Origin of the sequence: Allokutzneria multivorans (assembly GCF_039537405.1) — a bacterium.
GTDB lineage: Bacteria > Actinomycetota > Actinomycetes > Mycobacteriales > Pseudonocardiaceae > Allokutzneria > Allokutzneria multivorans.
Genome location: NZ_BAABAL010000019.1, coordinates 644691 through 663811 on the forward strand (window position 1 = coordinate 644691; position 19121 = coordinate 663811).

Genomic DNA, 19121 nt, shown 5'->3' on the forward strand with positions numbered 1-19121 from the left:
CCAATGGGAAACCTGAGCTCCCAAAACCTAACGACGGACGCGCGTCAAGGGCTAGTACCCGATGTGGCATAACTCAGAGTGAGGCCAGGAGTTCCTCGGCGGCGGCGAACGGGTCGATCTCCGCGGCGACCACGCGCTTGGCCAGCTGGGCCAACGCGGTCCCGCCGCGCACGTCGCCGAAGCGCGAGCGCAGCGCGGCCACGGCGATCGCCTCGATCTCGCTCTCCGCGCGCTTGCGACGACGCTGCTCCAGCTCGCCGTGCGCGGTCATCCACTCGTGGTGCGAGTCGATCGCGGCGACCACCGCGCCGATGCCCTCGGCGCGCGCGGCGACTGTCTTGAGGATCGGCTGGCGCCACATCGCGCCCTGGATCTCCCTGCGCCCCAACGAGATCATGTGCTTGAGCTCGCGAACGGTGCGGTCGGCGCCGTCGCGGTCGGCCTTGTTCACCGCGAACACGTCGCCGATCTCCAGGATGCCCGCCTTCGCGGCCTGGATGCCGTCGCCCATGCCCGGGGCGAGCAACACGATCGTGGTGTCCGCCAACGCGACCACGTCGATCTCGGACTGCCCGACGCCGACGGTCTCGATCAGGACGACGTCGCAGCCCGCCGCGTCGAGCACGCGCAGCGCCTGCGGGGTCGCCCAGGACAGCCCGCCGAGGTGACCGCGCGTGGCCATGGAACGGATGAACACGTCCGGGTCGAGCGCGTGCTCCTGCATGCGCACGCGATCACCCAGGAGAGCGCCGCCCGAGAACGGAGAGGACGGGTCGACGGCAAGCACGCCCACGCGCTGGCCGCGCTTGCGCAGCTCTGCGACGAGCGCGGAGGTCGTGGTCGACTTGCCGACGCCGGGCGAGCCGGTCAGGCCGACGACGCGCGCCCGCCCGGTGTGCGGGGTGAGCGCGGCGGCGACCTCCCTGAGGTGCGGACTGTCGTCCTCGACCAGGGAGATCAGCCGCGCGACCGCCCGCGCCTGGCCTTCGCGAGCCCGCGAGACCAGGTCACCGACATCGACGGAGCGAGGCATCAGGCCTTGGGAACGCGGACGATCAGCGCGTCGCCCTGGCCGCCACCACCGCAGAGCGCGGCGGCACCGATACCGCCGCCCCGGCGCTTCAGCTCCAGTGCCAGGTGCAGCAGGATGCGCGCGCCGGACATGCCGATCGGGTGGCCGAGCGCGATGGCTCCACCGTTGACGTTCACCTTGTCCTCGGCCAGGCCCAGCTCGCGCGCGGAGACCACACCGACGGCGGCGAACGCCTCGTTGATCTCGACGAGGTCCAGCTCGGCCGGGTCGATGCTCTCCTTGGCGCAGGCCGCCTTGATCGCGTTGGACGGCTGCTCGTGCAGGCTCGCGTCCGGCCCGGCGACCACGCCGTGCGCGCCGATCTCGGCGATCCAGCTCAGGCCCAGCTCCTCGGCCTTGGCCTTGCTCATCACCACGACCGCGGCGGCGCCGTCGGAGATCTGCGAGGCGGAGCCCGCGGTGATCGTGCCGTCGGCGGCGAAGGCCGGGCGCAGCTTGGCCAGCGTCTCCACGGTGGTGTCACCCCGAACGCCCTCGTCGGAGCTGACCACCAGCGGGTCGCCCTTGCGCTGCGGCACCGAGACCGGGGCGATCTCCTCGGCGAAGATCCCCTTCTCGGCAGCGGCGGCGGCGCGCTGGTGCGAGCGCGCGGAGAACTCGTCCTGCTCGGCGCGGGTCAGGTTGTAGCGCGCGTTGTGCTTCTCCGTGGAAGCGCCCATGGCGACCTGGTCGAAGGCGCAGAACAGGCCGTCGAGCGACATGTGGTCGGCCATGGTCACGTCGCCGAACTTGTAGCCGGAGCGCGACTTCGGCAGCAGGTGCGGCGCCTGGGTCATCGACTCCTGGCCGCCCGCGACGACGACGTCGAACTCACCGGCGCGGATCAGCTGGTCGGCGAGCGCGATCGCGTCGATGCCGGAGAGGCAGACCTTGTTGATGGTCAGCGCGGGCACGCTCATCGGGATGCCACCGGCGACCGCGGCCTGGCGGGCGGGGATCTGACCGGCGCCGGCGGTGAGCACCTGACCCATGATCACGTACTGCACCTGCTCCGGCGCGACGCCCGCGCGCTCCAGAGCGGCCTTGATGGCGACGCCGCCGAGCTGTGCTCCGGAGAAGTCCTTGAGCGACCCCAGGAGCCTGCCCATCGGAGTGCGAGCGCCCGCGACGATCACGGATCCAGACACAGTAAGACCTCCAGCGACGGTGCGGGACTTCCTCCGAGCGGACCATACCGCCGGTACTCGATGCAGAAGTTTGTGAGGCGAGGCACAGGCGCGGCCACCCGTTGAGACCTACCCTCCCAGCATGCATTCGGAGCTGCAGTCCTTCGTCACGGCCATCGACCACGTCGGTGTCGCCGTCCCGGACCTCGACGTCGCCGTCGCCTTCTACCGCGACACCTTCGGCCTGGAGATGGCGCACGAGGAGACCAACGAGGAGCAGGGCGTGCGCGAGGCGATGATGCGCGCCCCCGGCGACACCGGCGTGGGCACGGCCGTGCAGCTGCTGGCCCCGCTGAACGAGGACTCCACGATCGCGAAGTTCCTCGACAAGCGCGGCCCCGGGCTCCAGCAGCTCGCCTACCGGGTCACCGACATCGACGCCGCGTGCGCTGCGCTCAAGGCCAAGGGCGTGCGCCTCGTCTACGACACGCCTCGACGCGGCACCTCCGACAGCCGGGTCAACTTCGTCCACCCCAAGGACGGCGGCGGCGTGCTCATCGAGTTGGTCCAACCCGCCGAAGGGCATTGATCCACCCGGCCCATTTCACGTTTTGGCTAGTTGATGCGCTGCGGGAGCAGCAGGATCACCTTGCTGGCGTTGCGTTCGACGGCCCCGCGCGAGTAGAGCAGCGGGAAGTACTCGCCCTTGTGCCACAACGGCGCCAGGTCGCGGTAGTGCTTGCTCGCGGGGTCTCCGGACTGGCCAGGTGCGTTGATCGCGCGTGAGCCGTCCCAGTTGCCCACGTCGAGCACCATGCGGAACGACGCGCCTCCGGTCTGCTTGAAGTCCGCGCCGTACGAGGCGGCGTCGGGGGTGTCTGCCGAGCCGCCGCGCGGGAACGGGCCGACGTCGGCGCCGGGCAGCTGTGCGGAGAGCGGGTGTTGGAAAAGCGTCTGGTGCAGCGTCCCCCACTGCCACGCGGCGGGATCGGCACCGAGGCGCTTCTCCACATCACGCCACGCGGCGGCGAGCGTGTCCACGACGAGCTTGTCGCGCTTGGCCTTCGCGTCAGCGCCGAGCCACCGCTCCGGGTGTTCGATCACGTCGAGCACGACCTCGGGGTCCGGAGCCTGGCCGAGCTGCGCGAGCGCGGGGGCGGTCGCGGCAATCACGGCGGCTCCGAGGTGCTTCACGCGCCACACCTCGTACAGCGCCGCGGGGCCGGACTTCGCGTCCAGTACGTGGTTCCACCCGCGCAGCGATTGCAATGCCTTATAAGCGACGGGGTCGGTCGTCGTGACGTCTTTAAGGGCCGCAGTGACTCGACGGGCAACAACGGAGAGCTGGTCGTTCTGCAAGCGCTCCGAGTCCGTGATCGTCAGCTTCTCCTTGCCCGCGAGCACTTCGTGGATGCGCTGCGAACGGAACGGATCGGCCCACTCGTAGCCGAGCTTGCGGTCAGCGGGGTAGTTCTCCGGCAGGTTCTCCTCGTTGGCCGTTGCCAGGAAGCCCTTGGCGGGGTTCACCGAGCGCGGGAGCTGTTCGCCGTCGTAGTAGCCCTCCCACTCGTAGCGACCGTCGCCGGGCACGGGCAGCAGGCCGTCGAACGCGGGGCGCTTCGGTGCCATACCGCCGGGCAACCACGCGATGTCGCCCTTGGTGTCCGCGTAGACCTGGTTCTCCGGCGGGCCGCCCCAGTTGCGCATGACCTCGCGGAACTGGGCGAGGTTCTTGACGCCCATGTACTTCAGGCTGCCGAGGTACGGCGAGGTCCCGGGCTCGAACCACACGCTGCGCAGCGCGTAGGCCTGGTGCCGGGCCTGGTCGGTGTGCATGACGACGCCGTGCCGCGTGAAGTTCAGATCGATCTCGCGGGCCACCTCGCCCTTGACCGCGATCTTCTCCTTGACCGTGCGCACGGTCTCCCACGCGTCCTTGAAGCGGTAGCGGCCGTGGTTCGCCGGGTCCAGTTGCTCGACGTAAAGGTCTTCCTGGTCGATCGAGAAGATCGTCAGACCGAACGCCGCCGTGCCGTTGTGGCCGATGGAAACCCCAGGAAGGATCGGCTCACCAGCGCCGATCACGTCGAGCCCCGGCGCTGACAGGTGCTGGATGTAGCGCCCGGACGGCGCGGGGAGCACCCGGTGCGGATCGTTGGCCAGCACGGGCCGCCCGGTCGCCGACTTCTTCGCGCCGACCACCCAGTTGTTGCTGCCTTCCTGCTGCTCCGAGGTGGAGCGTTCGAGCTTCTGCCCGTTAAAGGACACCGCTGACGTACCGAGGTAGTAGGTGTTGATGACCTCGCCCGCGTTCTCCGTGACCGCGCATGCGTCCAAGCCGTCGGGAACCTTCGTGGTCCAGTCCGGTTGCAACTTCACGCGCACACGGTCCGCGTCGAGCCCAGCGACGCACGCGGTCATCGCGCGCATGATCTCGCTGTAGAGGTTGCGCACGAGACCGTGGCTGCGGATGCGCACTACGTCCTCTGGAGCCCACCGCGCGGGCTTATAAGCGAGCTTGCGGAACTCCTCAGGCAGCGCCTGCGGGTTTTGGCCGACCCAGTCGACGTAGGCGTTGATGCCGTTCACGAACTGCGTGATGGTCTGCCTCGCGTGCGGACCGTAGGAGGCCCACTCGCGCTCCATGTCACCGCGATATAAGAGCATTCGCGACGCACGGTCCTGTTCGACCCACGCGGGACCGAAGGACTCCGCGAGCTGACCGAGCCCACGTTTGCGCCACAGGTCCATCTGGAACAGACGGTCCCGCGCGGCGTTGAAGCCCTGCGCTAGGAACAGGTCGTCGGAGTTCTGCGCGTAGATGTGCGGCACGCCCCACTTGTCGACGACCATGCGCACAGGCAGGTCGAGCCCGCGTACCGCGTAGGTCGTCGTTGTGGCCGCTTGTGCCGGAACGGCGGCAGGAACAGCGACAGCGGAGACAAGCACCGCAGCAGCCAGGAACAAAGCCCGCATGACAGACCCCCTCGGCAGAACGCACGGACTTCATAGCCTCGGGACGGGTCTGCCTAGAAGGCCACAAAAGGTATTTAAAGCTCACGTTTCGGCACGTGAGCGAGATTCCGCCAGACAGCCCGCGACCGTTCGGCCGAGCGGGACCGTGGCTCGCGGCGGACGATCGGCCGCCCAGCAATCGAGGGAACCCGGAGTGCGGTGTCTCACAGCCGTGCCACTGGATCGATTACCGGCCAGTAACCTCCGGCCAACCTGCGGCTATGAACGCCGTTGATGTGCACTCGATCACAGGAGGTCTGCCGTGCAGAAGATCCTCGACGCGATCCTGGCCGACGAGCTCGACGCGCTGGCGTCCCTCCCGGTGCCGGACTCCTATCGCGGTGTGACGGTGCGCAAGAGCGAGCAGGACATGTTCGCCGGGCTGTCGAGCAGCGAGAAGGACCCGCGTCGTTCGCTGCACGTCGACGAGGTGCCGACGCCGGAGCTGGGCCCGGGTGAGGCGCTGGTCGCGGTGATGGCCAGCGCGATCAACTACAACACCGTCTGGACATCGATCTTCGAGCCGCTGTCGACGTTCGGGTTCCTGGAACGCTACGGCCGCACATCGGAGCTCAACGCCCGGCACGACCTGCCGTACCACGTGGTCGGCTCCGACCTCGCCGGTGTCGTGCTGCGCACCGGTCCCGGGGTGAACGCGTGGAAGCCCGGTGACGAGGTGGTCGCGCACTGCCTCAACGTGGAGCTGGAGCACCCCGACGGGCACAGCGACACGATGCTGGACCCGGAGCAGCGGATCTGGGGCTTCGAGACCAACTTCGGCGGGCTGGCCGAGCTGGCGCTGGTCAAGGCCAACCAGCTGATGCCCAAGCCGAAGCACCTCAGCTGGGAGGAGGCGGCCAGCCCCGGCCTGGTCAACTCCACCGCCTACCGCCAGCTCGTCTCGCGCAACGGCGCGGACATGAAGCAGGGCGACGTCGTGCTGATCTGGGGCGCTTCCGGGGGACTCGGCTCCTACGCGACGCAGTTCGCGCTCAACGGCGGCGCCACCCCGGTGTGCGTGGTCTCCAGCCCGGAGAAGGCCGAGATCTGCCGCAGGATGGGTGCCGAACTGGTCATCGACCGCGCCGCCGAGGGCTACAAGTTCTGGAAGGACGAGCACGAGCAGGACCAGCGCGAGTGGAAGCGCTTCGGCGCCAGGATCCGCGAGCTCACCGGTGGCGAGGACCCCGACATCGTCTTCGAGCACCCCGGCCGCGAGACCTTCGGCGCCAGCGTCTACGTCGCCAAGCGCGGCGGCACCATCGTGACCTGCGCCTCCACCTCCGGCTTCAACCACAGCTACGACAACCGCTACCTGTGGATGCACCTCAAGCGGATCGTCGGCTCGCACTTCGCGAACTACCGCGAGGCGTGGGAGGCCAATCGTTTGATCGCCAAGGGCGCGATCCACCCGACGCTGTCCAAGGTCTACGCGCTGGAGGAGACCGGGCAGGCCGCGCACGACGTCCACCGCAACGCCCACCAGGGCAAGGTCGGCGTCCTGTGCCTGTCCCCCGAGGAAGGACTGGGCGTGCGCGACCACGAGCTCCGGGCCACCCACCTCGACGGGATCAACCGTTTTCGGGGCGTGTGAACGCTTTCCGGCGGCCGTCCACCGACTGAGCACAGTGGACGGTCGCCGGATTTCACCGGGCACGCGCCCGTGGGGTCTGAAGTTTTCTCCCGAGTACGGGTAGCGTGATGTCATGGGCCTTGCCGAAGACCGCGAGCTGGTGCCGCTGGGGTCAGGCTTCGACATCGTGAAGCGCGGGGGTTACAACCGCGCCCAGGTGGAGGAGCACCTCGAACGGCTCGACTCGGACCTGCGCATCCTCGCGGCTGACCGCGACGCCGCCGTCTCCCAGGCGGCAGATCTCGCGCGCCAGCTGGAAAAGGCGCGCTCGGAGATCGAGGACCTCAAGGGACAGGTGGACCGGCTGTCCAAGCCGCCGACAACCCTCGAGGGCCTCAGCGAACGACTGCAACGCATGCTCCGGCTCGCCCAGGACGAGGCGAGCGAGACACGCGCGCGCGCCGAGGGCGAGGGCCGCGAGATCAAGGCCAAGGCGGAGAAGGACGCCGCCGCGCTGCGCCTGCGCTACGAGCAGCTGATCGCCGAGCTGGACAACCGGCGCGCGGAGATGGAGGCCGAGCACCAGAACGTGCTCGACACCGCCCGCGCCGAGGCCAAGCGGATCACCGACGAGGCCGAGCGCGCCAGGCAGGACGCCGACGCCGCCTCCGCCGCCAAGCGCAAGCAGGTCGAGGAGGACTTCGAGATCGCTATGGCCTCGCGTCGCGCCGAGGCCATGCACGCGCTCGCCGAGACCGAGGCGGCCAGCAAGGCCGAGGCCGACCGCAGGGTCCGCGAGGCCACCGAGGAGGCGAACAAGCGCGTCCTGGACGCCACCGAGGACAGCACGCGGCGCGTCGCGGAGGCCACCGCGGAGGCCCAGCGCCTGGTCCGCGAGGCCACCGACGAGAGCAGCCGCAGGCTCTTCGAGGCGACCGAGGAGGCCAAGCGGCGCCGCACCGAGGCCGTCGACGAAGCCGCCAAGCGCATCCGCGAGGCGACCGAGGAGTCCGCGCGCCGCGTCCGCGAGGCCACGGCCGAGGCCCAGCGCCTGGTCCGCGAGGCCACCGACGAGTCGACCCGCCGCGTGGAGTACGCGACCACGCGCGTGCAGGAACTGCGCGAGCTGCGGGTCAAGGTCGCCGCTCAGCTCAAGGAGATGGAGTCCAGGCTGGACTCGCTGCGCTCGGAGCTGAAGACGCGGCTGGAGAAGGCCCGCGCCCAGCTCAAGACGCAGCTGGAGGCCGCGCGCACGGAGCTGGTCTCGAAGCTGGAGACCATGCGCACCGACCTCGACACGGAGCTGGCGACGGCCACCGGCAAGGGCGAGACCGAGCTGAGTTCGGTGCTCACCGGGGTCGGCGGCGAGCTGGACTCGGTGCACACCGCCTTCGCCGACGCCAAGCCGATCCTGGACCAGGCCGAGGACGAGCAGGACGTGCTGAACAAGCCCGCCCTGCCGCCGCAGCGGCCCACCCAGCAGCCGCCGCAGGGCAAGGGCCCGCAGGGTCCCGCTCCGGCCGGTCCGCAGGGCGGTGCGCAGCAGGCCGGTGCACCGCAGGCTGGCCAGCAGCCGGGCCAGCAGCAGGGCGGTCCGCAGCAGTCCCCGCAGGCGCCCAAGCAGTCCCCGCAGGGGGGCCCGCAGCAGCCTCAGCAGCCGAAGCAGCAGCAGCTCGCGCAGGGCGTGCCGCCGTCCTCGGCCAAGCCGTCCGGCTCAGCGCCGCCGCTGGATCCGCCGACGCAGCAGTTCAAGCGGCCGATGCCCGCGATGGAGGCACCCACCAACCGGATGGGCGGCCAGCAGCAGCACCAGCAGCAGCGCCCGCCGCAGCAGCAGACGCAGGTGCTCCAGAACCAGCAGCAGCAACACAAGCCGCAGCAACAGCAGCCGCCGAGGCAGCAGCCCCCGAAGCCGCAGAAGCAACAGCAGCAGAAGTCCTCGGGCAAGCCACCTCAGCGCCAGCGCTGAACGAAGTCCCCGGTGCCGGGCGCGTGATCGCGCCCGGCACTGTCATGCGGGGGACAGCCAGTCGATCAGGACCTCCGCGAACTCCGCCGGGCGTTCGATCGGTGGCAGGTGGCCGCACCCGTGCAGCACCGTGAGCTCGGCGTCGGGCAGCAGGTCGAACATCTCCTCGGCGGCACTGGGCGGGGCGAGTTTGTCCTGCTCCCCCACCACGACCAGCGTCGGAACACCCACTCCGCGCAACGTGTCCGTGGAATCCGGGCGGGCCGCCATCGCTCGCTGAGCCCACGCGATCCCCTCGGCCGACTGCGCGTCGATCAGCGCGCGTGCGGCGTTCACAGCGGTCGGCCGCGATGCGTGCGTGCTCGCGCCGAGCAGCCCGTCGAGCACCGCGTCAGCGACCCAGGCGGTCCCCTCGGCCTCGACGCGCTCGGCCATCGCGAGGCGCCCGACGCGCTGCTGGTCGGTATCGGCGACCGCCTTGGTGTCGACCAGAACCAGCTTTTCGACCAGCTCCGGGGCTTGGCGCAGCACGGACATCGCCACGTAGCCGCCCATCGAGATCCCGCCGAGGACCACGCGCTCCAAGCCGAGTGACTCCAGCTCGGCGATCACGTCCGCGGCCACCACGTCCAAGCTCGGCACGGGAGCGGAGCCCAGCGGCCGCGCACCGAGCCCGCGCTGGTCCGGGGTGATCACCGTGAAGTGTGCTTCCAGTGGCGCGCGCACCGCGTCCCACATGCGCGAGTCCAGCGGAAACGCGTGCAGCAGCACCACAGCGGGGCGAATTGCGATGTCGTCTGAGCTCATGCCTGCCTATCCTGCCCGCGTGATCGACACCCCACTGTTCGTGCTGACCGGGATCTCCGCGAGCGGCAAGACCACCATCGGCCGCCTGCTCGCCGACTCCTTCCCCAGAAGCGCGTTCGTGGAGGGCGACCTGGTCCGCGAGATGGTGCGCTCGGGCCGCGTGGACATGAGCCCGGAGCCGTCCGAGGACGCGCTCAGCCAGCTGCTCCTGCGCTACCGGCAGGCCGCAACGCTGGCGATGTCGTTCCAGGATGCGGGGTTCGCCACCGTCGCGGAGGACGTGATCATCGGCGACGTGCTGAAGGACTACCTCGACGTGCTGCGCGGGCGGCCGGTGCACCTGGTCGTGCTCGCGCCGACACCCGAGACGGTGCACGCTCGCGAGGCGGCTCGGAACAAGACCGGCTACGACACGTGGGCGGTCACGGCGCTGAACAAGATCCTGCACGAGCAGACCCCGCGCCTGGGCCTGTGGCTGGACACCTCGGAGCAGACGCCGCAGGAAACCGTCGCGGAGATCCTCTCGCGCCGGGCGGAGAGCCTGATCGCGTGATCACCACCGATCGCCTCGTGCTGCGCCGCCCGACCGCCGAGGACCTCGCCGCGGCCGTGGAGATCCACTCCGACCCCGAGACCAACCGCTTCAACCCGCTCGGTCCCGCCGACGAGGTGCGCGCCACCCAGGACCTCAAGTCGTGGCTGGCGCACTGGGTCGAGCACGGTTTCGGCTACTGCGCGATCACCGAGCACTCCGGGCGCGTGATCGGCTTCGGCGGCCTGCGCACCCACGTCTTCGACGGCGAGCCCGTGCTCAACCTCTACTACCGCTTCCGCCCGTCGACCTGGGGCAGGGGTTTCGCGCCGGAGATGGCGCGCGCGGTCGTCGACTGGGCGCGGGACCACCGCCCCGAACCCGTGCTGATCTTCACCAAGGTCGACAACACGGCCGCCATCCGGGTCGCCGAGAAGATCGGCTTCGTGAAGCTGTGCGAGACCGTCCTCGAAGGCGCTCCGGCGGTCGTCTACGGCGATCAGGAAACGATCGTGACTTGATGCGTGGTCGACGGTCCGTCCCAGGTGCGCGGCAACGGCGTCGGCACGTCCGGCAGGATCGCCGCGACGAGCTGGTCCAGCGCTTCCTCGGCGTAGCCCACCAGCAGGTGCTTGCCACCCGCGACCGGGATCACCTTCGCCTGCGGGATCGCGGAGAAGCGCTCGCGCGCCTCGTCGGGCTGGAGGTTGTCGTCGTGCTCAGGCACCAGGCAGAACACCGGCTTGCCCGAGTCCGCCCAGGTCTTCAGGTGCTCCGGCTTGCTCCAGCGCAGCGGCGGGGAGATCAGGAACAGCCCGCGCACCAGCGGGTCGCAGCCGTGCACCAGCGCCAGGTCCGTGCCGAAGGACCAGCCGACCAGCCACACGTTCGGCAGGTCGTGGAACTCCGCGTACTCCAGCGCGGCGGCCACGTCGAAGCGCTCGCCGTCCCCGTTGTCGAACTCGCCGTCGCTGCGCCCGGCCTCGCTCGCCGTGCCGCGCGTGTTGAAGCGCAGCACCGCCACGTCGGCCAGCGCGGGCAACCGCCACGCCGCCTTGCGGTAGAGGTGCGAGTCCATCATCCCGCCATGCGTGGGCAGCGGGTGCAGCAGCACGAGCGTCGCCTTCGGCTCACCCTCCGGCAGGGACAGCTCGCCGATCAGGTTCAGCCCGTCGGCGGTGTGCAGGGTGACCGGCTCGCGGCGCGCGGGGAGGACGGTGTTCGCCCGGATCTCAGTAGTCATGGCAGCCTCGATTTTGCCACCCGCGCGGCGCCGCGCGAGCGCGACGAGCGTCACGACCAGCGACGCGTCGGTCCCCGCCGTGATCGGGCCGACCAGCAGCCTTGGTGCCAGTGGCGGCGGTCCGCGCTCGACCCGTGCTCGTCGGCGGGCCAGGCCACGACGTGCGGCGTTCCCGGAACGATCTCGTGGTCGCAGCCCGGGCAGCGGTAGTGCTTCGTCGCCTGCGAGCCCGCCACGTTGCGCACCAGCCAGTCCCCGTCCGGCCCGCTCTCCGTGCGCGCCCAGCCGACACCGCCCCCGAGTCCTCGATCGGGGCCCTTGTCGCGGCGGTTGTGGCGGGGCACGGCGAAAACCCTAGAGGGTTCCTGGCCAGACGTCGGGAAGACCGCGTACCGGTGTACGTGGGCTTCCGACGGCGTTCTCGGCCCGGCCATCGCGAACACGGACACCCGAAACGCGGCCTAGCTCTCGTGGGGGAGAGAGATCGTTCGCTGGTGGGAGCCGCGGCGCCGTCCCGGCGAGCAGGGTTGGTGCCACCGACAACACGAGGGGAAACACCCATGAAGCTCGTCGCAGGCGCACTCGCGATCATGCTGGCGTCCGTGGTGACCGCTGGCGTCGCTTCGGCCGCACCGGCCGAGCCGGAGGGAAGCCTGGTCGGCTCGGCGGGCGGCAAGCTGCCCAAGTCCTTCGGCCCGCTCGGCGGGGACCCGGTGCGCTTCACCGTGGACGCGAAGGGACCCGCCGGTGGAGGTGGCGGCACCTTCCACGTGGTGCACACCAAGCCGGACGGCACGGCGCACGCTGAGTTCTCCGGCAGGGTCGACTGCCTCATCGCCGCGCACGGCCAGGCCGTGATGACCGGGATCGTGGAGCGCGAGGCGCTGCCCGGTCTGCCGCCGGGGAGCACGATCATCGGCAAGCGCATCGGCCTGTCCGTCGCCGACCAGGGCAGGCGCGGCGACCGCATCGGCTGGAGCTGGGCCACCGGCGGTTTCCAGGAGAACACCCTGCCGTGCACCAGCACCGTGCCCTTCTTCACCACCACGCACGGCGACTACAAGATCCGCTCCACCTTCTGACCCACCGGCCGACGCCACTGTCGCGTGTGGTCCGTTGAACGTGCTGAATGAGTCATTGAGGGCGCTCAAGTACCTCAATGACTCATTCAGCACGTAACGTCTGGCGTTTGCCGGGGTGAGGAGGCCGGGTGGTCCGGGAACAAGCGGGACAGGTGCTCGCGGCGAACCTGCGCGCGCTGCGCGAGCAACGCGGCCTGTCGCTGTCGGAGTTGGCGCGGCGCTCCGAGATCGCCAAGGGCACGCTCTCGCAGTTGGAGTCCGGCACGGGCAACCCCACGATCGAGACAGTGTTCAGTTTGTCGAACGCTCTCGAGGTCCCGGTGTCGTCGTTGCTGACCGAGCGGGTCGCGCAGGACGTCGTGCTGATCCGCTCAGCCGGGCTCGACGTGCTGAGCGGGGACGCGGTCGACCTCCGCATGCTGCGCCGCGTGGACGTCTCGGAGACGGTGTTCGAGCTCTACGACCAGCGCGTGCGGCCAGGGCGCACGCAGCGCTCGAACGGGCATCCCGGACGCGAGCACACCGTTGTGACATCGGGCTTTCTCCGCGTCGGCCCGGCGGACGCGCCGTACACGCTCGGTCCGGGCGACTACGTGTGCTTCTCCGCCCAGCAGCCGCACATCTACGAGGCGGTCGACGGACCGGTGACCTCGGTGCTCCTGCTGGAGTACCCGGCGACGGCTGGACCGGTGCAGTTCGGCGCGCACTGTTGACCCTCGCCGCGTGAGCTGCCTACGCTCGCGTCGTTCACTGAAATGAACGATGCGGCGGAGGCTCCGTGGCACATCCCGACGTGGTGGTCGTCGGCGCCGGCGTGATCGGCGCCGCGTGCGCCGAAGCGCTGACCGCGCGCGGAGTCTCGGTGCTCGTGCTCGACCGCGGCGCCCCGGCCTCGGGCACCACTGCGTCCGGCGAGGGCAACGTGCTGGTCTCCGACAAGGAACCCGGCCCCGAACTCGTGCTCGCACAAGCGTCCCGGCGGAGGTGGCCGACGCTCTTGGCGGAGCTGCGTGAAGAACTCGGTCCCGTCGCGGAGGTCGAGTGGGAGCCCAAGGGCGGCTTGGTCGTGGCCACCACTTCCGTTGCGGCGCAACCGTTGGCGGACTTCGCAGCCGCCCAGCGCGGAGCAGGTGTCGATGCGCGCGCGATCACCGCGAGCGACGCCGCACACCTCGAACCACACCTGACGAAGGAGATCGCCGCAGCGGTCCACTACCCCGAAGACGCGCAGCTGCAACCAGTTCTCGCAACGACCACGCTGCTCGCGGCCGTGCGCAAACGAGGTAGTGAAGTCCGTGGCGCTGTCGAAGCAGTCGGCATCGAACGCCACGGCGGGTCAGTCAAAGCCTTGCGCACCAGGCACAGCACCATTCCGTGCAGCGCGGTGATCAACGCGTGCGGCCCGTGGTCCGGGACGTTCTCGCGAGCTGCGGGCGCCCCCATCGACATCCAGCCGCGGCGCGGAGTGGTGCTCGTGACCGCTCCCCTGCCGACGAACACCGTGCGGCACAAGGTGTACGACGCCGACTACGTGGGCGCGGTGGCGAGCGGCGAAGCCGACCTCCAGACGTCAGCGGTCGTCGAGTCCACACAGGCGGGCACGGTGCTGATCGGCTCCAGCAGGCAACGCGTCGGCTTCGACGACAGCATGCGCGTCGACGTGCTCCGCGAACTCGCGCGCAAGGCCGTGCGCCTCTTCCCGATCCTCGCCGATGCGCAGATCATGCGTTCGTACGGCGGTTTTCGCCCCTATGCGCCCGACCACCTCCCGATCATCGGCGAGGATCACCGGCTGCCCGGCCTGTGGCACGCGACGGGTCACGAGGGCGCCGGAATCGGCCTCGCGGCGGCCACTGGCCAGCTCCTCGCCGAGCTGTTCACCGGCCAGGCTCCGCACGTCGACCCGGAACCGTTCCGAGTGGACAGACGGCCATGAGCTTCTTCTGCGGCATCGGCGTCTGTCACGGATGCGTCCAGCCACCGCTCACTGTCCGCGCGTGCCAACACATTCCTGACGCCACACCCGCCGCCATCCCGCACGCCACGGACATCGTCGTCGTGGGCGCCGGTCCCGCTGGCGTAGCCGCAGCCAAGGCCGCAGCCGCTCACGGCGCCAGCGTGACGTTGATCGACTCCGCTCCCCTGCTCGGCGGTCAGTACGGGCGCCAAGCCGTCGACAGCCCGTACGTCGGCATTCCGGGTGTCCAGCACCTCCCGAACACGGTTGTCTGGGCGGTCGAGCCGGGGAACCGGCTGCACCTGCTCAGTGGCCCGCTCGACGCGCCCAACCGCGTGGCGAGCGTGATCAATGCCGAGAACCTCATCTTGGCCACGGGCGCGTACGACCGAGCGATTCCCTTTCCCGGCTGGGATCTCCCCGGTGTCCACACGGCCGGAGCCGCACAGGCGCTCGCGAAGGGCAAGCGGCTCGCTGTCGGGAAACGCGTGCTGATCGCGGGCACCGGGCCGTTCCTCTTGCCAGTCGCGGAGTCGTTGGTGAACGTCGGCTCCCGCGTTCTCGGCGTGCTCGAAGCGAACTCGCCGACCCGCTGGGCACGCGGAGCACGCACTGGGCTGCACAAGATCCCCGAGCTGGCCAAGTACGCCGCCGTGCTCGCCAAGAACAGAATTCCTTACCGCACAAAGAGAACTGTCATCGCTGCACACGGAGCCGAGCGCGTCACCTCGGTCACGACCGCGAAGCTCGACGGAGACTGGCGCGTCATCCCCGGCTCGGAGCGACGCGTCGAGGTGGACGCGGTGTGCGTCGGATTCGGCTTCGTGCCACAGCTCGACCTCGCTGTGGCATCTGGATGTGTTGTGGCGAATGGATTCGTGCGAGTCGACAGCGGGCAGCGGACCTCGGTCGCGGGCGTCTTCGCCGCCGGAGAGATCACCGGCATCGGCGGAGCAGACCTCGCGGCGGCGGAGGGCGAGGTCGCCGGAACCGTCGCAGCCGGTGGAACCGTTTCCCGCGAAGCACTCCGGAGAGTCCACAAAGGACGAATGTTCGCCGAGGCGTTGGCGAAGGCGCATCCGGTGCGGCCCGGCTGGCGGACCTGGCTCACCCCGGACACGATCATCTGCCGCTGCGAGCGCGTCGACCACGAAGCGCTGCGCGAGGCCGTTGACCTGCGAGGAGCAACGGATTCGCGCACGCTCAAGTTGACCAGCCGCGTAGGGCTCGGCCGATGTCAGGGGCGGATGTGCGGGCGCGCCGTCGCTGAGCTGACCGGCATTCCCGAGTCCGTCCGCCGCCCGATCGTCGCGCCCGTCCGACTTGGCGAACTCTGTGAGGGGAACCCGGCATGACTCAGGAGAAGCTCGATGGCGTGATCGTCGCGACCGCCCTGCCTTACGCGGAGAACGCGTCGGCTCCGGCCGGACTGCGCCCCGATCTGGACCGGTACGCCGACCACTGCCGGTGGCTGGTGGACAACGGCTGTCGCGGTGTCGGCCCGAACGGCTCGCTCGGCGAGTACTCGTCGCTGACCGACTCCGAGCGCAGAGCGGTGGCCAAAATCGCCGTCGAAGCCGTTGGGGCGGAAGGCATTGTGGTCGTCGGCGTGCACGGGGTCGGCGCCCACCAAGCCCGGTACTGGGCGGAGGCGGCGGCTGAGGACGGAGCTGACGGCGTGCTCTGCCTGCCGCCGACGATGTACCGCGCGAACGCCGGGGAGGTGATCGACCACTTCGAGCAGGTCGCGAGCGTGGGCCTGCCGGTGATGGTCTACAACAACCCGATCGACACCAAGGTCGACCTCACGCCCGCGCTGCTCGCGGAGATCGCCGCGATCGACAACGTCGTCGCGATCAAGGAGTTCAGCGGCGATGTCCGCCGAGTGCTGGAGATCCGCGAGCTGGCGCCGGAACTGGCTGTGGTCGCGGGCGCGGACGACGTCGTGCTGGAGTCGCTGTTGATGGGCGCGACCGGCTGGTTCGCGGGCTTCCCCAACGTCTTCCCCGCCGAGTGCGCCGAGCTGTTCTCTCTTGCCCAGCAAGGGAAACTAGACGAGGCACGCGCGCTGTACGAGCCGATGGTGGCGGCGTTCCGGTGGGACTCGCGCGTGGAGTTCGTGCAGGCCATCAAGTACGGCATGGACTTCGTCGGCCGCTTCGGCGGTCCCTGCCGACCGCCGCGCGGTCCGCTGAGCGATGACCACCGCGCACGCCTCGAAGCCGATCTCCGGCGGGCAGTCGCATGAGGTCCTTCACCGCGATCGACTCGCACACCGAGGGCATGCCGACGCGCGTGATCACCGACGGCGTCGGCCCGATCCCCGGCGACACCATGGCTCAGCGGCGCGAGCACTTCATGGCGCACATGGACGACATCCGCCAACTGCTCGTCAACGAACCGCGCGGGCACGCGGCGATGAGCGGCGCGATCTTGCAACCGCCGACGCATCCCGACGCCGACTGGGGCGTGCTCTACATCGAAGTTTCCGGCTGTTTGCCCATGTGCGGGCACGGAACCATAGGCGTGGCAACGGTTCTCGTGGAGAGCGGCTTGGTCGAAGTCACCGAGCCGGTCACGCAGGTTCGCCTGGACACCCCGGCGGGGTTGGTCGTGGCTTCGGTCGCGGTGTCCAACGGCCGAGCGAAGCACGTGACGATCGAGAACGTGCCCGCCTACGCACACGAACTGGACGCCCGCGTGGAGGTCCCCGGGGTCGGCGAGGTGCGCTACGACATGGCTTACGGCGGCAACTTCTACGCGATCCTGCCGCTCGACCAGCTGGGAATCCCTTTCGCGCACGAGCACAAGCACGACATCCTGACCGCCGGACTGTCCATTATGGACTCGATCAACCAACAGCGACGGCCGGTGCACGTGAGCGATCCGGCGATCTCCGGCTGCAAGCACGTGCAGTTCACCGCGCCCGGCCGCGACGGCAGCCACTCCCGCAACGCCATGGCGATCCACCCCGGGTGGTTCGACCGTTCCCCCTGCGGCACCGGCACGTGCGCCCGAATGGCGCAGCTGCACGCGCGCGGCTCGTTGGGGCTCGGCGAGGACTTCGTCAACGAGTCCTTCATCGGCACGCGCTTCACCGGCCGCCTGACCTCGACCACCTCGCTGGGCGCGCGGGAAGCCGTCGTCCCCACGGTCACCGGGCGGGCGTGGATCACCGCGCGCGCCACCTACGTGCTGGACCCCAGCGACCCCTTCCCCCGAGGATTCGTCCTCTGATCCGGTTACGGTGTGGTTGCCGCCGCAGAACCGGCGACCGCAGATACACGGAGGTGTCATGAACGCCGAGGAAAAGCCCGCTCGCCGCGACCCGAGCCGTCTTGTCGACGCTTCGGGCTTCCGGGACTTCGTGCGCGACAACTGGGGACCGGCCGACCGCGATGTCAGGCTGACCCCGGGAGCGCGCGAGGCCGCCGCGGCGCATCGGGACCGGCTCAGCGCCGAGTTCCCCGGCCTGCGGATCGCCATCGCCTCCGGTCGCGCCCCGGTGCGCTCCAACGACACCGACTTCGACTTCCGGCCCGACAGCGACTTCTCGTGGCTGACCGGCTGCAACGCCGAGGGCGCCGTGCTCGTCATGCACCCGCACGACGGCGGCCACTCCGCCGAGCTGTTCCTGCGCGAGCCCGCGGGTCCCGGTGACCCCGACTTCTTCGCCAACGCCCGCGACGGCGAGCTGTGGATCGGCCCGGTCCCCGGCATGAAGGAGTGGTCCGAGGCGCTCGGCCTGCGCTGCCGCCCGCTGGAGGAGCTGCCCGTCGCGCTGCGCGGTCGCCTGCCCGGCGTCATCGCCGCAACCGGCGTCGAACCGATGCTCGACGCGCTGATCACCGTCGGCCCGGTCCAGGCGGCCGCGCTGCGGCGCACCGTCGCCGAGCTGCGCCGGATCAAGGACGACTGGGAGATCGGCCAGCTCCAGGCCGCCGTCGACGCCACCGTGCTCGGCTTCGCCGATGTCGCGGGCGAGCTGCCCGCCGCGATCAAGGGCGGCGGCGAGCGCTGGCTCCAGGGCACCTTCGACCGCAGGGCCAGGACCAGCGGAAACGGCGTCGGCTACGCCTCCATCGTGGCCGCGGGCCCGCACGCGCCCGTGCTGCACTGGGTGCGCGCCGACGGCGGCGTGCCCGACGAGTCGCTGCTGCTGCTCGACGCGGGCGTCGAGGTCAACACGCTCTACACCGCCGACGTCACGCGGACCTTCCCGGTCAACGGCGAGTTCAGCTCCGCCCAGCGCCAGGTCTACGACCTCGTGCTCAAGTCGCACGTCGCCGCCATGGCCGAGGTCAAGCCCGGCGCCGACTACCGCGAGTTCCACCGCACCGCCATGCGCGTGCTCGCCGAGGGCCTGCACGACTGGGGCCTGCTGCCCGTGTCCGTCGACCAGGCGCTCGACCCCGACGGCCAGCAGCACCGCCGCTACATCGTGTGCGGCGTCGGCCACTTCCTCGGCCTCGACGTGCACGACTGCGCCCACGCGCGTGCCGAGACCTACCACGACGCTCAGCTCGAGGTCGGCATGGCGCTGACCGTGGAGCCCGGCCTGTACTTCCACCCCAACGACCTCACCGTCCCGCCGGAGCTGCGCGGCATCGGTGTGCGGATCGAGGACGACCTGGTCGTCACGCCGGAGGGCTCGCGCGTGCTCTCCGACGCCCTGCCGATCGCCACCGACGAGGTCGAGCAGTGGGTGCGCGCCCAGCTCCGCTGACCGTGGCTGGCGGAGGCC

Annotated in this window: 18 protein-coding genes; 12 read left to right on the forward strand and 6 right to left on the reverse strand. The window is 70.1% G+C overall.

Annotation, left to right across the window (positions count from 1 at the left end; translation table 11 throughout):
• Positions 1 to 73: 73 nt before the first annotated feature.
• Both meaB and ABD798_RS31015 read right to left on the reverse strand, forming a co-directional pair.
• Complete coding sequence (gene meaB / locus ABD798_RS31010; protein WP_344882723.1) at positions 74 to 1033, reverse strand: methylmalonyl Co-A mutase-associated GTPase MeaB; 960 nt, start codon at positions 1031 to 1033, stop codon at positions 74 to 76.
• Positions 1033 to 2220, reverse strand: coding sequence for an acetyl-CoA C-acetyltransferase (locus ABD798_RS31015; protein ID WP_344882726.1), 1188 nt, complete (start codon positions 2218 to 2220; stop codon positions 1033 to 1035). Before ABD798_RS31015 ends, meaB begins: the two co-directional genes overlap by 1 nt.
• Before the next feature lie 121 nt (positions 2221 to 2341).
• Between ABD798_RS31015 and mce the strand changes: the two genes are divergently transcribed.
• A complete protein-coding gene (mce, locus tag ABD798_RS31020; RefSeq protein ID WP_344882729.1) occupies positions 2342 to 2788 on the forward strand; it encodes a methylmalonyl-CoA epimerase in 447 nt (148 codons plus the stop codon).
• 26 nt (positions 2789 to 2814) lie between these two features.
• Here mce and ABD798_RS31025 read toward each other — a convergent pair whose 3' ends face one another.
• Entirely contained in the window at positions 2815 to 5175 is a 2361-nt protein-coding gene (locus ABD798_RS31025; protein ID WP_344882732.1) for a penicillin acylase family protein, read from the reverse strand.
• Between the two features lie 301 nt (positions 5176 to 5476).
• Between ABD798_RS31025 and ccrA the strand changes: the two genes are divergently transcribed.
• Positions 5477 to 6808 carry a crotonyl-CoA carboxylase/reductase gene (ccrA, locus tag ABD798_RS31030; protein ID WP_344882735.1) on the forward strand — a complete coding sequence of 444 codons (1332 nt, stop codon included), beginning with the start codon at positions 5477 to 5479 and terminating at the stop codon, positions 6806 to 6808.
• A 112-nt stretch (positions 6809 to 6920) separates the two neighbouring features.
• Positions 6921 to 8756 carry a coiled-coil domain-containing protein gene (locus ABD798_RS31035; RefSeq protein ID WP_344882738.1) on the forward strand — a complete coding sequence of 612 codons (1836 nt, stop codon included), beginning with the start codon at positions 6921 to 6923 and terminating at the stop codon, positions 8754 to 8756.
• A 42-nt stretch (positions 8757 to 8798) separates the two neighbouring features.
• On the opposite strand, the gene ABD798_RS31040 is transcribed toward ABD798_RS31035, so the two are convergent.
• Positions 8799 to 9563 (reverse strand): alpha/beta fold hydrolase, encoded by a 765-nt coding sequence (locus tag ABD798_RS31040; protein WP_344882741.1) that lies wholly within the window; start codon positions 9561 to 9563, stop codon positions 8799 to 8801.
• 19 nt (positions 9564 to 9582) lie between these two features.
• Between ABD798_RS31040 and ABD798_RS31045 the strand changes: the two genes are divergently transcribed.
• Both ABD798_RS31045 and ABD798_RS31050 read left to right on the forward strand, forming a co-directional pair.
• Complete coding sequence (locus tag ABD798_RS31045; protein ID WP_344882744.1) at positions 9583 to 10116, forward strand: AAA family ATPase; 534 nt, start codon at positions 9583 to 9585, stop codon at positions 10114 to 10116.
• Entirely contained in the window at positions 10113 to 10616 is a 504-nt protein-coding gene (locus tag ABD798_RS31050) for a GNAT family N-acetyltransferase (RefSeq protein ID WP_344882747.1), read from the forward strand. The genes ABD798_RS31045 and ABD798_RS31050 overlap by 4 nt, the downstream gene beginning before the upstream one ends.
• Here ABD798_RS31050 and ABD798_RS31055 read toward each other — a convergent pair.
• Together ABD798_RS31055 and ABD798_RS31060 are read right to left on the reverse strand one after the other, a co-directional pair.
• Positions 10595 to 11338 (reverse strand): alpha/beta hydrolase, encoded by a 744-nt coding sequence (locus tag ABD798_RS31055; protein ID WP_344882750.1) that lies wholly within the window; start codon positions 11336 to 11338, stop codon positions 10595 to 10597. The two genes, ABD798_RS31050 and ABD798_RS31055, sit on opposite strands and share 22 nt — an antisense overlap.
• Positions 11339 to 11388: 50 nt before the next feature.
• Positions 11389 to 11682 carry a hypothetical protein gene (locus tag ABD798_RS31060; RefSeq protein ID WP_344882753.1) on the reverse strand — a complete coding sequence of 98 codons (294 nt, stop codon included), beginning with the start codon at positions 11680 to 11682 and terminating at the stop codon, positions 11389 to 11391.
• A 216-nt stretch (positions 11683 to 11898) separates the two neighbouring features.
• On the opposite strand from ABD798_RS31060, the gene ABD798_RS31065 reads away from it, so the two are divergent.
• The 7 genes from ABD798_RS31065 (at position 11899) to ABD798_RS31095 (ending at position 19103) form a co-directional block, all read left to right on the forward strand.
• A complete protein-coding gene (locus tag ABD798_RS31065) occupies positions 11899 to 12420 on the forward strand; it encodes a hypothetical protein (RefSeq protein ID WP_344882756.1) in 522 nt (173 codons plus the stop codon).
• 128 nt (positions 12421 to 12548) lie between these two features.
• Positions 12549 to 13133: a helix-turn-helix domain-containing protein gene (locus ABD798_RS31070; protein WP_344882759.1), complete on the forward strand. Its 585-nt coding sequence runs from the start codon at positions 12549 to 12551 to the stop codon at positions 13131 to 13133.
• 65 nt (positions 13134 to 13198) lie between these two features.
• Positions 13199 to 14356, forward strand: coding sequence for an NAD(P)/FAD-dependent oxidoreductase (locus ABD798_RS31075; protein WP_344882762.1), 1158 nt, complete (start codon positions 13199 to 13201; stop codon positions 14354 to 14356).
• Positions 14353 to 15732: an FAD-dependent oxidoreductase gene (locus ABD798_RS31080; protein WP_344882765.1), complete on the forward strand. Its 1380-nt coding sequence runs from the start codon at positions 14353 to 14355 to the stop codon at positions 15730 to 15732. Before ABD798_RS31075 ends, ABD798_RS31080 begins: the two co-directional genes overlap by 4 nt.
• The gene (locus ABD798_RS31085; protein WP_344882768.1) at positions 15729 to 16625 is read left to right on the forward strand and encodes a dihydrodipicolinate synthase family protein; all 897 of its coding nucleotides are present in this window, start codon (positions 15729 to 15731) and stop codon (positions 16623 to 16625) included. The genes ABD798_RS31080 and ABD798_RS31085 overlap by 4 nt, the downstream gene beginning before the upstream one ends.
• Entirely contained in the window at positions 16622 to 17614 is a 993-nt protein-coding gene (locus ABD798_RS31090; RefSeq protein WP_344882771.1) for a proline racemase family protein, read from the forward strand. The genes ABD798_RS31085 and ABD798_RS31090 overlap by 4 nt, the downstream gene beginning before the upstream one ends.
• Positions 17615 to 17672: 58 nt before the next feature.
• The gene (locus ABD798_RS31095; RefSeq protein ID WP_344882774.1) at positions 17673 to 19103 is read left to right on the forward strand and encodes an aminopeptidase P family protein; all 1431 of its coding nucleotides are present in this window, start codon (positions 17673 to 17675) and stop codon (positions 19101 to 19103) included.
• Positions 19104 to 19121 lie beyond the last annotated feature (18 nt).

Bases quoted from the DNA above. Each gene is read 5' to 3' on its own strand.
- ABD798_RS31085 (WP_344882768.1), top strand. From the start codon at position 15,729: ATGACTCAGGAGAAGCTCGATGGCGTGATCGTCGCGACCGCCCTGCCT.
- mce (WP_344882729.1), top strand. From the start codon at position 2,342: ATGCATTCGGAGCTGCAGTCCTTCGTCACGGCCATCGACCACGTCGGT.
- ABD798_RS31065 (WP_344882756.1), top strand. From the start codon at position 11,899: ATGAAGCTCGTCGCAGGCGCACTCGCGATCATGCTGGCGTCCGTGGTG.
- ABD798_RS31055 (WP_344882750.1), bottom strand. From the start codon at position 11,338: ATGACTACTGAGATCCGGGCGAACACCGTCCTCCCCGCGCGCCGCGAG.
- ABD798_RS31025 (WP_344882732.1), bottom strand. From the start codon at position 5,175: ATGCGGGCTTTGTTCCTGGCTGCTGCGGTGCTTGTCTCCGCTGTCGCT.
- ABD798_RS31035 (WP_344882738.1), top strand. From the start codon at position 6,921: ATGGGCCTTGCCGAAGACCGCGAGCTGGTGCCGCTGGGGTCAGGCTTC.
- meaB (WP_344882723.1), bottom strand. From the start codon at position 1,033: ATGCCTCGCTCCGTCGATGTCGGTGACCTGGTCTCGCGGGCTCGCGAA.
- ABD798_RS31040 (WP_344882741.1), bottom strand. From the start codon at position 9,563: ATGAGCTCAGACGACATCGCAATTCGCCCCGCTGTGGTGCTGCTGCAC.
- ABD798_RS31090 (WP_344882771.1), top strand. From the start codon at position 16,622: ATGAGGTCCTTCACCGCGATCGACTCGCACACCGAGGGCATGCCGACG.
- ABD798_RS31095 (WP_344882774.1), top strand. From the start codon at position 17,673: ATGAACGCCGAGGAAAAGCCCGCTCGCCGCGACCCGAGCCGTCTTGTC.
- ABD798_RS31080 (WP_344882765.1), top strand. From the start codon at position 14,353: ATGAGCTTCTTCTGCGGCATCGGCGTCTGTCACGGATGCGTCCAGCCA.